This window comes from Pseudomonas sp. S34, from assembly GCF_009866745.1.
GTDB classification, from domain to species: Bacteria; Pseudomonadota; Gammaproteobacteria; order Pseudomonadales; family Pseudomonadaceae; genus Aquipseudomonas; species Aquipseudomonas jessenii.
This window is the reverse complement of record NZ_CP019398.1, coordinates 490,873-504,313: the sequence shown is the minus strand read 5'-3', so window position 1 is coordinate 504,313 and position 13,441 is coordinate 490,873. Positions and strand designations below refer to the sequence as shown.

General features: G+C 59.2%; 7 protein-coding genes. 5 read left to right on the top strand and 2 right to left on the bottom strand.

Going from position 1 to position 13,441, the window contains the following annotated elements; translation table 11 throughout:
* The first annotated feature begins 364 nt into the window (after nucleotides 1-364).
* The 5 genes from aceE to msrA all read left to right on the top strand — a co-directional run bounded on the left by aceE (nucleotide 365) and on the right by msrA (nucleotide 10,455).
* The gene (aceE, locus tag PspS34_RS02175; RefSeq protein ID WP_057712293.1) at nucleotides 365-3,010 is read left to right on the top strand and encodes a pyruvate dehydrogenase (acetyl-transferring), homodimeric type; all 2,646 of its coding nucleotides are present in this window, start codon (nucleotides 365-367) and stop codon (nucleotides 3,008-3,010) included.
* Between the two features lie 11 nt (nucleotides 3,011-3,021).
* Nucleotides 3,022-4,989 carry a dihydrolipoyllysine-residue acetyltransferase gene (gene aceF / locus PspS34_RS02170; protein ID WP_154861150.1) on the top strand — a complete coding sequence of 656 codons (1,968 nt, stop codon included), beginning with the start codon at nucleotides 3,022-3,024 and terminating at the stop codon, nucleotides 4,987-4,989.
* 274 nt (nucleotides 4,990-5,263) lie between these two features.
* Complete coding sequence (locus tag PspS34_RS02165; RefSeq protein WP_154861151.1) at nucleotides 5,264-6,658, top strand: alkaline phosphatase D family protein; 1,395 nt, start codon at nucleotides 5,264-5,266, stop codon at nucleotides 6,656-6,658.
* 234 nt (nucleotides 6,659-6,892) lie between these two features.
* Nucleotides 6,893-9,586, top strand: coding sequence for a GGDEF and EAL domain-containing protein (locus PspS34_RS02160; RefSeq protein WP_150811923.1), 2,694 nt, complete (start codon nucleotides 6,893-6,895; stop codon nucleotides 9,584-9,586).
* 218 nt (nucleotides 9,587-9,804) lie between these two features.
* The gene (gene msrA / locus PspS34_RS02155) at nucleotides 9,805-10,455 is read left to right on the top strand and encodes a peptide-methionine (S)-S-oxide reductase MsrA (RefSeq protein WP_090452759.1); all 651 of its coding nucleotides are present in this window, start codon (nucleotides 9,805-9,807) and stop codon (nucleotides 10,453-10,455) included.
* Nucleotides 10,456-10,565: 110 nt separating this feature from the next.
* On the opposite strand, the gene rlmJ is transcribed toward msrA, so the two are convergent.
* Nucleotides 10,566-11,405 (bottom strand): 23S rRNA (adenine(2030)-N(6))-methyltransferase RlmJ, encoded by an 840-nt coding sequence (rlmJ, locus tag PspS34_RS02150; RefSeq protein ID WP_057712298.1) that lies wholly within the window; start codon nucleotides 11,403-11,405, stop codon nucleotides 10,566-10,568.
* A gap of 178 nt (nucleotides 11,406-11,583) precedes the next feature.
* Nucleotides 11,584-13,068 carry a sodium/proline symporter PutP gene (putP, locus tag PspS34_RS02145; RefSeq protein WP_057712300.1) on the bottom strand — a complete coding sequence of 495 codons (1,485 nt, stop codon included), beginning with the start codon at nucleotides 13,066-13,068 and terminating at the stop codon, nucleotides 11,584-11,586.
* Between the last annotated feature and the right edge of the window lie 373 nt (nucleotides 13,069-13,441).

Below are 13,441 nucleotides of genomic sequence, written 5' to 3'. Positions count from 1 at the left end.
TGCAACGGGCTGCATGTAGTGGTTTTCGAAAACCCACTACCTGAGGGAGTGTCGAACAAAAGTTAGAAATAGCTGAAATTTCTTTTATTTTGGCAGCCAGCATCAAGCTTTTACCTTTTGTAGTTGGAAAAAGACCAACCTTAACGATTATTCTCACAACGCAGCCGGGGGCCACAAGCCGCTCTTCTGTAGTTTTACTACTCGTATATACATTAGACGGGCTGAAATGCCGGATGATTTGTAGTAAAACTACACGCCGCCGGAACAACCTGTCGGCAATCCAAGAATTCATAACGTCTGCCCACAAGGCCAGTCGCTAACTCAGGCAACCGATTCTGGTAGCCTTTCCGCCCTGGAGCAAGCCATGCAAGACCTCGATCCCGTCGAAACCCAGGAATGGCTGGACGCCCTGGAATCGGTTCTCGACAAAGAAGGCGAAGACCGTGCTCACTATTTGATGACCCGTATGGGTGAACTGGCGACCCGCAGCGGTTCGCAGTTGCCTTACGCCATCACCACGCCTTACCGCAACACCATCCCGGTAACCCACGAAGCACGCATGCCTGGCGACCTGTTCATGGAACGCCGCATTCGCTCGCTGGTACGCTGGAACGCGATGGCCATGGTAATGCGTACGAACCTGAAGGATTCTGACCTCGGCGGTCACATCTCCAGCTTCGCCTCCAGTGCGACCCTGTATGACATCGGCTTCAACTACTTCTTCCAGGCCCCGACCGAAGAACACGGCGGCGACCTGATCTACTTCCAGGGCCACACCTCGCCAGGCGTTTACGCCCGCGCATTCATGGAAGGCCGCATCACCGAAGACCAGATGAACAACTTCCGCCAGGAAGTCGACGGTCAGGGCCTGTCGTCCTACCCGCACCCTTGGCTGATGCCTGACTTCTGGCAGTTCCCGACCGTATCCATGGGTCTGGGCCCGATCCAGGCGATCTACCAGGCACGCTTCATGAAGTACCTGGAACACCGCGGTTTCATCCAGCCAGGCAAACAGAAAGTCTGGTGCTTCCTGGGCGACGGCGAGTGCGACGAGCCGGAATCCCTGGGCGCTATCTCCCTGGCCGGCCGCGAGAAGCTGGACAACCTGATCTTCGTCATCAACTGCAACCTGCAGCGCCTCGACGGCCCGGTTCGCGGCAACGGCAAGATCATTCAGGAACTCGAAGGCGTGTTCCGCGGTGCTCAGTGGAACGTGACCAAAGTCATCTGGGGCCGTTTCTGGGACCCACTGCTGGCCAAGGACGTCGACGGCATCCTGCAACGCCGCATGGACGAAGTCATCGACGGCGAGTACCAGAACTACAAAGCCAAAGACGGCGCGTTCGTACGTGAACACTTCTTCAACACGCCAGAACTCAAGGCGATGGTCGAAGATCTGTCCGACGACGAGATCTGGAAACTCAACCGTGGCGGCCACGACCCGTACAAGGTCTACGCGGCGTACCACGAAGCGGTCAACCACAAAGAACAACCGACCGTCATCCTGGCCAAGACCATCAAGGGTTATGGCACCGGTGCCGGCGAAGCGAAGAACACTGCGCACAACACCAAGAAAGTCGACGTCGACAGCCTGAAGTTGTTCCGCGACCGCTTCGACATCCCGGTCAAGGACGATGAACTGGAAAACCTGCCATTCTTCAAACCGGAAGAAGGCAGCGCCGAAGCCCGTTACCTGAGCGAGCGCCGTACCGCACTGGGCGGCTTCGTACCTCAGCGTCGCGCCAAGAGCTTCAACATCCCGACCCCGCCACTGGAAACCCTCAAGGCGATCCTGGACGGCTCGGGCGACCGCGAAATCTCCACCACCATGGCCTTCGTGCGGATCCTCGCGCAACTGGTCAAGGACAAGGAAATCGGTCCACGCATCGTACCGATCATCCCGGACGAAGCCCGTACCTTCGGTATGGAAGGCATGTTCCGTCAGCTGGGCATCTACTCCTCCGTCGGCCAGCTCTACGAGCCAGTCGATAAAGACCAGGTGATGTTCTACAAGGAAGACCAGAAGGGCCAGATCCTCGAAGAAGGCATCAACGAAGCGGGCGCCATGAGCTCCTTCATCGCTGCCGGTACTTCGTACTCCAGCCACAACCAGCCGATGCTGCCGTTCTACATCTTCTACTCGATGTTCGGCTTCCAGCGTATCGGCGACCTGGCCTGGGCCGCTGGCGACAGCCGCACCCGTGGCTTCCTGATTGGCGGCACCGCCGGCCGTACCACCCTGAACGGTGAAGGCCTGCAACACGAAGACGGTCACAGCCACCTGCTGGCCGCGACCATCCCGAACTGCCGCACCTACGATCCAACCTACGGCTACGAGCTGGCGGTGATCATTCAGGACGGCATGAAGAAGATGACCGAAGAGCAACAGGACGTCTTCTACTACATCACCGTGATGAACGAGTCGTACCAGCAGCCAGCCATGCCGGCCGGTGCCGAAGAAGGCATCAAGAAAGGCATGTACCTGCTCGAGGAAGACAACCGCGAAGCGGCGCACCACGTTCAGCTGATGGGCTCCGGCACCATCCTGCGTGAAGTCCGTGAAGCAGCGAAGATCCTGCGTGAACAGTTCAACGTCGGCGCCGACGTGTGGAGCGTTACCAGCTTCAACGAACTGCGTCGCGACGGCCTGGCCGTTGAGCGCACCAACCGTCTGCACCCTGGCCAGAAGCCTAAGCTGAGCTATGTGGAAGAGTGCCTGAACGGCCGTCAAGGTCCGGTCATTGCCTCTACCGACTACATGAAACTGTTCGCCGAGCAGATCCGTCAGTGGGTACCGTCCAAGGAATTCAAAGTCCTGGGCACCGACGGTTTCGGCCGCAGCGACAGCCGCAAGAAACTGCGTCATTTCTTCGAAGTAGACCGTCATTTCGTGGTGTTGGCAGCCCTGGAAGCACTGGCTGACCGTGGCGATATCGAACCTAAAGTGGTGGCTGAAGCCATCGCCAAGTTCGGGATCGACCCGGAAAAACGCAACCCACTGGACTGCTGAGGAGAGATTCTGTGAGCGAACTCATTCGCGTACCTGACATCGGCAGCGGTGAAGGTGAAGTAATTGAACTGTTTGTGAAGGTCGGCGACCGTATCGAAGCCGACCAGAGCATCCTGACACTTGAGTCGGACAAGGCGAGCATGGAAGTGCCTGCGCCGAAGGCCGGTATCATCAAGAGCCTGAAAGTGAAGCTGGGCGATCGCCTGAAAGAAGGCGACGAACTGCTGGAGCTGGAAGTCGAAGGTGCCGCTGCTGCGGCTCCTGCGGCTGCCGCACCGGCGGCCAAGGCTGAAGCCAAACCGGCTGCTGCACCTGCCGCCGCTCCTGCTCCTGCTCCTGCTGCGCCGGCTGCTGCCAGCGTTCAGCAAGTGCACGTGCCGGACATCGGTTCGTCGGGCAAGGCCCAGATCATCGAGATCCAGGTCAAGGTCGGCGACACCGTCGCGGCTGATCAGTCGCTGATCACCCTGGAGTCCGACAAGGCGAGCATGGAAATCCCGTCGCCTGCCGCTGGCGTGGTCAAGGCCATCAGCGTCAAGCTCAACGACGAAGTCGGCACCGGCGACCTGATCCTGGACCTGGAAGTGGCGGGTGCTGCTGCACCGGCTGCTGCTCCGGCCCAGGCTGCCGCTCCGGCACCCGCCGCTGCACCTGCTGCTGCCGCAGCCCCGGCCGCTCCAGTGGCCGACAGCGTTCAGGACATCCATGTTCCGGACATCGGTTCGGCGGGCAAGGCCAAGATCATCGAAGTCCTGGTCAAGGCCGGCGACACCGTTGTGGCCGACCAGTCGCTGATCACCCTGGAATCCGACAAGGCGAGCATGGAAATCCCGTCGCCAGCCGCTGGCGTGGTGGAAAGCGTTTCCATCAAGCTCGACGACGAAGTCGGAACCGGCGACCTGATCCTGAAACTGAAAGTCAAAGGCGCCGCTCCTGCTGCACCTGTTGCTGCGACCGCACCTGCCGCTGCTGCTCCGAGCGCTCCAGCTCCAGCCGCTGCTGCTCCGGCTGCCGCTGCTCCTGCTGCTGCCCCGGTTGCTGCTCCAGCCAAGCCAGGCGCCAAAGTTCACGCCGGCCCTGCCGTGCGTCAACTGGCCCGCGAATTCGGCGTCGAGCTGAGCGCCGTTGGCGCCAGCGGCCCGCACGGTCGCATCCTGAAGGAAGACGTGCAGGTTTACGTCAAAGCCATGATGCAGAAGGCCAAGGAAGCACCGGCCGCTGCTGCTGGCGCAACCGGTGGCGCGGGCATCCCGCCGATTCCGGTCGTGGACTTCAGCCGCTTCGGTGAAATCGAAGAAGTGCCGATGACCCGCCTGATGCAGGTCGGCGCCGCCAACCTGCATCGCAGCTGGCTGAACGTACCGCACGTGACGCAATTCGACTCGGCGGATATCACCGAGCTCGAAGCGTTCCGTGTTGCCCAGAAAGCCGTTGCAGAGAAGGCCGGCGTCAAGCTGACCATCCTGCCGTTGCTGCTCAAGACCTGCGCGCACCTGCTCAAGGAACTGCCGGACTTCAACAGCTCGCTGGCGCCAAGCGGCAAAGCGATCATCCGCAAGAAATACGTGAACATCGGCTTCGCCGTCGACACCCCGGATGGCCTGCTGGTACCGGTCATCAAGAACGTCGACCAGAAGAGCCTGCTGCAATTGGCCGCCGAGGCTGCTTCCCTGGCTGAAAAAGCCCGGACCAAGAAACTCTCGTCGGACGAGATGCAAGGTGCCTGCTTCACCATTTCCAGCCTCGGCCACATTGGCGGCACCGGCTTCACGCCGATCGTCAACGCGCCGGAAGTGGCGATCCTCGGTGTTTCCAAGGCAACCATCCAGCCAGTCTGGGACGGCAAAGCCTTCCAGCCGAAACTGATGCTGCCGCTGTCGCTGTCCTACGATCACCGTGTGATCAACGGCGCCGCTGCTGCACGCTTCACCAAGCGTCTGAGCGATCTGCTGGGCGACATCCGCACCATGCTCCTGTAACACCGACCGGCCCTCCTTCTCCGGAGGGCCTGTTGCGTTCCACGTTTCCGAGCGCCACGCTCGTACCTCAACCCCGCCAATTTGGCGGGGCTTTTTTTGCCTGAAGTTATTACTTAAAACGTCTTCCTACATTTGTGGCTGATACCGCCCACAACTCGAGTCCATTTCTGCCAGATATTTTTTCGGGCCAAATAACTAGTCTTAGCTGGAAGACTACTTATTACATCCGAAACAACCATCTGACTAATTCATTAGCAGCCGAATGGACTCAAATATGTTCAAACCAACTGTCGGCCCGATTATTGGCCACACCACAACTAATCACGCGCGTATTTTTTTGCGCGGTGAACACAACAAAAACACTTTGGTATTTGCTGGCATTCGTTATAGACGACAAGGCGAAGATCACTGGTCAAAAGGTAACTTTGCGAAACTCGAACCCGAGCATGACATGTGCGAAGTCTTTGCACTAAACAACCTGCTCGCCGACTCCGACTATGAATATCAGGCCGGGTGGTTCAGCCCGACGGGGCCGGCGCACACCGTCGACACGGTGAAGGAACTCCCGCTGCAATGGCCACGGCAGGTTTATCATTTGCGTACCCGCTCCAGCCAGGCCGGCCTGCCAAGAGCCTACATTGTCGGCTCCTGCCGATACCTGCGCATGACCGCAGGCATCGCATTCGCCCCTCACTTGGGCGACAGAATCTTCGCTTCAATTTCACGCTTGGTGGAGCAAGCCAGTCCTCCCGTCAGTGCGCTGGTGATGACGGGTGACCAAATCTATGTCGATGACTTGAACATCATTGCTCCTGATCGGGAACTCAAGGAAATCCTGCAAAAATATCGCGTGGCGTTTTCGCAGATAAATATCGCCAGCCTAATGTCCAGCCTGCCCACTTACATGATCCTTGACGACCATGAAATAGAGGACAACTGGCCCGCCAACAAGAGCAAGTCCGATGACTACTTATATGCAAACGCAATCAGAGCCTATGAGTTATATCAGGCCAGCCATAGTCCAGCCCATGCACTAACCGATGATGGACTTATCAATAAACGATTGGACAAATACTGGTATCAATTTACTGAAGGTGATATCGAATGGTTTGTTACCGACAGTCGAACCCGACGCAACCTGTCGGCCACTGACCGACGCATTCTCGACGCAGCCCAGGAACAAGCCTTGTGCGACTGGCTGATCCACAGCCCGGCGCGGGTCAAATTCGTGGTCACCAGTGTCATGTTCTACCCTGATCGCAAACGCACGGATGATGACGCCTGGCAGGCCTTTCCAGAACAACGGCTACGGTTGCTGGAGACCATTCGCACACACCGCATCAAGAATGTCTTCTTCATTTCCGGCGATGTCCACGGCTCGCTGACCAGTCGGCTGAGCCACAGCGAGGATGCGGACTTCGAGGTCCACACCATCGTCTCGTCACCGCTGTGCAACAGCAAAATGCTGCCCTATGCCACGACCGCCACATTCGTCCTCGATCACCCCCTGGCCCGCACCGCCGCAGGCGACTATCGACATGAACTGACCAGCAAGGTGATCAGCCAGGATAATTTTGCACACCTGGTCGTCGATGCCGGGCAGCTTCAGGTGAATTTCCACGACCGGGAGGGCAAGCATTTGCAGTCCATTGGCATCCCGATTCGCTGACCCGGAAACAGATCGCAGTCACTGGCAATACTTGCAAAACTGCGATTTTTCAGCGACTGGCAATACTTTTTGCCACCGACTGAAGAAAACTTGTCGTCTGCCGACATATTCTTATAGCACTTGGCCTTCATCTCTCTTGTCAGTCGGTGTCGCAATGATGCAACCTTGCCGCAGGCAACAGTAAAGAGGGCGAGAGCCCAGCGCGTTCAGCATATTCGAAGCGAGTTTCCCTCCATGAAAAGCCAGCCCGATGCCGCCAGCCGTATGGTGGCCGAGGTAGTGACGCAGTTGCCTGTGCCCTCGCGGCTCGGCATGCTGCGTTTCGAACGGCTTAATGAACCCAGCTGGGCGCTGCTGTTTCTCGATCCCAATTGCGAACGCCAGTTCGGCCTGCCAGCCGTGGAACTGTGTGCGCTGGTGGGCTCGCCCTACGCCAGCCTGATGGAGCCGCTAGCGCGCTATCAACTGCACGACGCAGTCCAGCAACAGCTGACTGAAAGCCCGCACTACCTGATCCGCTATACCCTGCACACCGCCGCTGGCTCCCTGACTCTGCTGGAGCTGGGCGAAGCCTACAAACAACACAATCGACACCTGTTGCGCGGCTACCTGCTGGTCATCGACGGCCTGTTCGAGGATGACCCGTTGCAACCGGCCATGGACCTTGAAACCCAGAACTCGCGCCTGCAAATCGCCCTGGAACTCAATCAGCGCACCCAGCAGGAGCAACTGCTGCATCTGGAGCGGGTGCGAGCCCAGCAGGATCTGATCCTGCTGCTCACCCGTCAACGCTACAGCAGCAACAACTCCTTGCGCGAAGCCGCCGAGCTGATCACCCGCAGCGCCTGCGACATCTACGAAATCGACAGTGCCAGCCTGTGGCACCTTGAAGGCTCGATGCTGGTGCCGATCTCGGCCTATCACCGCACGAATCAGGAATACCTGCTGCCGCAACCGATCGACGTCAGTCTTTTCCCCGATTATCTCGACGCCCTGCACACCGGCCGCGCCATCGACGCCCATAACGCCATGCGCGACCCACGCACCCGGGAGATGGCCGAAAGCCTGCGCCCGCGGGACGTCAACGCAATGCTCGACGCCAGTATCCGCGTCGATGGCCAGGTGGTCGGCGTTTTGTGCCTGGAGCAAACCGGGGCAACCCGCGCCTGGCAGTCGGATGAAATCGCGTTCGCCGGAGAACTGGCGGACCAGTTTGCCCAGGTCATCAGCAACCACAACCGGCGAACCGCCACCAGCGCCCTGCACCTGTTCCAGCGCGCGGTCGAACAAAGTGCCAACGCCTTTTTGCTGGTCAACTGCGATGGCGTGGTGGAATACGTCAACCCGAGCTTCACCGCGATCACCCAATATTCCACCGAAGAAGTGCACGGTCAGCGCCTGTCAGAACTACCGGCCCTGGAGAACCTCAGCGAACTGCTGTTCGATGCACCTTCGGCGCTGGCCAAGAGCAACAGTTGGCAAGGTGAATTCAAGAGCCGCCGGAAAAACCTCGAACCCTACTGGGGCCAATTGTCGATCTCCAAGGTTTACGGCGACAACCGCGAGCTGACCCACTACATCGGCATCTACGAAGACATCACCCAGACCAAGCTCGCCCAACAACGCATCGAGCGCCTGGCCTACACCGACAACCTGACCAACCTCGGCAACCGCCCGGCGTTCATCCGCAACCTCGATGAACGCTTCGCCCGGGACAGCGACGCGCCGATCAGCCTGTTGCTGGTGGACATCGACAACTTCAAGCGGATCAACGACAGCCTCGGCCACCAGACCGGCGACAAACTGCTGATCAGCCTGGCCCGGCGCCTGCGCAACAGCCTGATCCCGAGCGGCAGCCTGGCACGCTTCGCCAGTAACGAATTCGCCGTGTTGCTGGACAACAGCGACCTCACGACGGGCCAGCAAGTGGCCAACCAGTTGCTGGCGACCCTCGACAAACCGATGTTCGTCGACAACCAGTTGATCAGTGTCACCGGCTCCGTGGGCCTGGCCTGCGCGCCACTGCACGGGCGTGACCCGCAAACCCTGATGCGCAATGCCGGGCTGGCGCTGCACAAGGCCAAGGCCAACGGCAAACATCAGGTGCAGGTGTTCACCGAAGCGCTGAACGCCGAGGCCAGCTACAAGCTGTTCGTCGAAAACAACCTGCGCCGCGCCCTGACCCAGAACGAACTCGACGTGTTCTACCAGCCCAAGCTGTGCCTGCGCAGCGGTCGCCTGCTGGGGATGGAAGCCCTGCTGCGCTGGGACCATCCGGAAAAGGGCATGATCCGCCCGGATCAGTTCATCAGCGTCGCCGAGGAAACCGGGCTGATCATTCCGATCGGCAAGTGGATCGCCCGCCAGGCCTGCCGCATGAGCAAAGCGCTGACCGCCGCCGGCCTGGGCAACCTGCAAGTGGCGATCAACCTGTCGCCCAAGCAGTTTTCCGACCCGGACCTGGTGGCCTCCATTGCCAACATCCTCAAGGAAGAAGCCCTGCCGGCGCATTTGCTGGAGCTGGAGCTGACCGAAGGCCTGCTGCTGGAGGCTACCGAAGACACCCACTTGCAGCTCGACCAGCTCAAGCGCCTGGGCCTGACTCTGGCCATGGACGACTTCGGCACCGGTTACTCGTCGCTCAGTTACTTGAAAAAATTCCCCATCGACATCATCAAGATCGATCGAAGCTTTATCCACGAAATCCCGGACAACCAGGACGACATGGAAATCACCTCCGCGGTGATCGCCATGGCCCACAACCTGAAACTCAAGGTCGTGGCTGAAGGCATCGAAACCGCCGAGCAGTTGTCGTTTCTGCGCCGCCACCGCTGCGACGTCGGCCAGGGCTACCTGTTCGACCGCCCGATCCCGGGCAACGAGCTGATCGACAAGCTCAAACGCTACCCGCGTGGCCCAATCGCCTGACAGACACAGAACCTGTGGCAGACATAAACTCTGTGGCAGGCAAAAAACCTGTGGGAGCGAGCTTGCTCGCGATAGCGGTGGACCAGTCAGCCCCCATGACACCGACACACCGCTATCGCGAGCAGGCTCACCCCTACAGGGGTAGTGCGTATCGGGCAGGTATTGGGCACACTGACAGTCTGTTTATTTACAACCCAACCTGACTGAGAGGACTGATCATGGTTCTGCGCTCGGAAATTCTGGTGAACAAAAACGTGCTCCCTACTAAAGAACAAGCTCTGCCTGGCCGCGAAACCGCGATGACCCTGCCTGAAAAGCACTTTGTGTTTAAAGACACCCCCTTGCTCGGCCCGTTCTTCGAAGATGTCGACTTCGCGATCTTCGGCCTCGGCTGCTTCTGGGGCGCGGAACGCCGCTTCTGGCAGCGTGAAGGAGTGGTCAGCACCGTGGTCGGCTACGCCGGCGGTTTCACGCCGAACCCGACCTACGAAGAAGTCTGCTCGGGCCTGACCGGTCACGCCGAAGTGGTGTTGGTGGTGTACGACAAGGCCAAGGTCAGCTACGAAGGACTGCTGGCGATGTTCTGGGAACTGCACAACCCGACGCAAGGCATGCGCCAGGGCAATGACATCGGCACCCAGTACCGTTCGGTGATCTACGCCACTAGCCCGGAACAACTGGACGCGGCGCTCAAGAGCAAGGAAACCTACCAGGCCGAGCTGTCCAAGGCCGGTCTCGGTGAAATCAGCACCGAAATCGACCAGGCCCCGACCGTCTACTTTGCCGAGACGTATCACCAGCAGTACCTGGCGAAAAATCCGGAAGGCTACTGCGGCATCGGCGGTACCGGCGTGACCTGCCCGATCTGACAACTGACTGTATGAGCGAGCCCGCTCGCGAAAAACCAAAGGACGCCGCTGGGCATCCGGTTTTACGCGTTAACGTTCACGACCTTCGCGAGCAAGCTCGCTCCTACAGATCAACTCTCGGCAATCAACCAGTCCATCCGCCACCCACCCTGGGTCTGCCCAAGCTTCTCGGACAACCACGGCAGCAGCTCACGCAATTCTTCCTCCAGCCCCCACGGCGGATTGGCAATCGCCAACCCGGAACCGTTCAGGCTGTTGGGCGTATCCAATGGATGCACCAGCAACTCCACCCGCAACAACTTCGGCGCACCGGTACCGGCCAGGTCCTGATAGAAGCGGCGCAGCGCGCGCTGATCCTTCACCGGGTACCAGATTGCCGCCACGGTCTGACGCATCCGGCCAATCGCTTCCTTCAATGACGCGGCACAGCGCTGCATCTCATCGAGCTTCTCGAACGGCGGATCGATCAACATCACCGCACGTTTCTCCGGCACGGGCAGCAAGGCCCGGGACACGTGCCAGCCTTCACCCAGGTGAACCTTGACCCGGCGATCACCGGCCATGTTGTCCTTGAGCAGCACGCCATCTTCCGGGTGCTTCTCGTTGAGCAACACACGATCCTGCGGACGGGTCAGGCGCCGCGCCAACTCCGGCGACCCCGGGTAATAGCGCAACTGGCCATCCGGGTTCATCTCGTGCAGCACCTGCATGTAATCAGCGGTCAGGATCGGCAGATCCGGCTGATCCCACAAACGCGCAATGCCTTCCAGGTACTCACCGGTACGATTGGCCTGATCACCCTGAAGGTCATACAGACCGATGCCGGCGTGGGTATCGAGATAGGCAAACGGCTGCTCCTTGCGCGACATCAGAGCGATGAGGCGGGTCAAGGTCAGGTGTTTGAACACATCGGCGTGATTGCCGGCATGGAAGGCGTGACGATAATTCATGGCTGCTCCTGCGAAGGCCGGGAAGTTTACCTTTTACCGGCCGGCAAGTCAGGGGTTCGCGGCTGAGCGGGTCAGCCGCGGAGAACACTGCAGTGAAAATGCAAAAAAATGGCCCGCGTCCAAAAGGACGCGGGCCATTTTTTTCAAGTCATCGGGTCAGCGCATGCACTCATCCCGATCACTTGTTCAAGCGATAATCGGCCTCAGCAGCCGCAAAACGCTGGAACATGCCGGCAGTCGGCGTGCCCATTTTGCTGACGAAGTAGATCGCCAGGCTGGCGAAGATGAAACCAGGGATGATTTCGTACAGGCCCAGCAGTTCGAAGTGTTTCCAGACGATCACGGTGATCGCGCCGACCAGGATACCGGCCAGTGCGCCGTTGCGGGTCATGTCTTTCCAGATCACGGAGATCAGCACGACCGGACCGAATGCGGCACCGAAACCGGCCCAGGCGTAGCTCACCAGACCCAGTACACGGTTTTCCGGGTTGGACGCCAGGGCGATCGCCACCAGGGCAACCAACAACACCATGGCACGGCCGACCCACACCAGTTCCAGCTGCGAAGCGGACTTACGCAGGAAGGTCTTGTAGAAGTCTTCGGTCAGGGCGCTCGAGCACACCAGCAACTGGCAGCTCAGGGTGCTCATGACGGCAGCCAGAATGGCCGACAGCAGGATACCCGCGATCCATGGGTTGAACAGGATCTTGGCCAGTTCGATGAACACACGCTCGTGGTTCTCGGTGACTGCGCCAGCCACGTCCGGGTGCGCCGAGAAGTAGGCGATACCGAAGAAGCCGACTGCCACGGTGCCGCCCAGGCACAGGATCATCCAGGTCATGGAAATGCGACGGGCGTTGGCGATCGATTTAACCGAATCGGCAGCCATGAAACGCGCCAGGATATGCGGCTGGCCGAAGTAGCCCAGACCCCAGCCCATCAGCGAGATGATGCCGATGAAAGTGGTGCCCTTGAGCATGTCGAAGTTGCTTGGATCTTGCGCTTCGATGGCCAGGAAAGTGGTGTCGACGCCGCCGGTGGCCAGCAACACGATAACCGGCGTCAGAATCAACGCGAAGATCATCAGGGTGGCTTGTACGGTATCGGTCCAGCTCACGGCCAGGAAACCACCGATAAAGGTGTAGGCAATCGTCGCCGCAGCACCGGCCCACAGCGCAGTCTCGTAGGACATGCCGAAGGTGCTTTCGAACAGACGGGCACCGGCCACGATGCCGGAAGCGCAGTAGATGGTGAAGAACACCAGGATCACGACCGCGGAGATGATCCGCAGCAGGCCGCTTTTGTCTTCGAAACGGCTGGCGAAGTAGTCCGGCAGGGTCAGTGCATCACCGTTGTGCTCGGTCTGCACACGCAGACGGCCGGCGACGAACAGCCAGTTCAGGTAGGCGCCGACGATCAGGCCGATGGCGATCCAGCTTTCGGAAAGGCCGGACATGTAGATTGCGCCGGGCAAGCCCATCAACAACCAGCCGCTCATGTCGGAGGCACCGGCGGACAGTGCGGTCACGACGCTGCCCAGGCTACGACCGCCCAGAATGTAGTCGGAAAGGTTGTTGGTGGAGCGATAGGCCATCAAGCCGATCAGCACCATTGCTGCGATGTAGATCACGAACGTGATCAGGGTTGGATTGCTTACGCTCATTAAGTTACGCCCTGGCTTTGTTTTTATGTAGCTGCGGCTGGTGAACCGCTCGCAAACGCATACGTTTGACAGACGATCCGGATTCCCGCGCATTTATGACTGATGTTTCCCCAGGAAAGCCATCAGCCGGAGCACCCGGGTTTCGACCGGGTTGCACCTTGGGCGCGAATGCTATTCAACAAAGCAAATAAGGTGCAACCAGTTTCTTGAGAATAAGTTGCACCCAGTCGGAAATAAATTTCAAACCCGGTTTTTTGCTCCTTTTCGGAGCAAGAACGAGGGCCAACCACCCTAAAAAGCACCAAGCAAAGGCAGCACCGCCGTACCAGAATTTATTTCCTGACGAGCTGCGTAATATTCCGACAAAAAAAGG

What these genes read in the sequence shown, in the direction of transcription:
- aceE (WP_057712293.1), top strand. Translation starts at nt 365, where the DNA reads ATGCAAGACCTCGATCCCGTCGAAACCCAGGAATGGCTGGACGCCCTG.
- PspS34_RS02165 (WP_154861151.1), top strand. Translation starts at nt 5,264, where the DNA reads ATGTTCAAACCAACTGTCGGCCCGATTATTGGCCACACCACAACTAAT.
- PspS34_RS02160 (WP_150811923.1), top strand. Translation starts at nt 6,893, where the DNA reads ATGAAAAGCCAGCCCGATGCCGCCAGCCGTATGGTGGCCGAGGTAGTG.
- msrA (WP_090452759.1), top strand. Translation starts at nt 9,805, where the DNA reads ATGGTTCTGCGCTCGGAAATTCTGGTGAACAAAAACGTGCTCCCTACT.
- rlmJ (WP_057712298.1), bottom strand. Translation starts at nt 11,405, where the DNA reads ATGAATTATCGTCACGCCTTCCATGCCGGCAATCACGCCGATGTGTTC.
- putP (WP_057712300.1), bottom strand. Translation starts at nt 13,068, where the DNA reads ATGAGCGTAAGCAATCCAACCCTGATCACGTTCGTGATCTACATCGCA.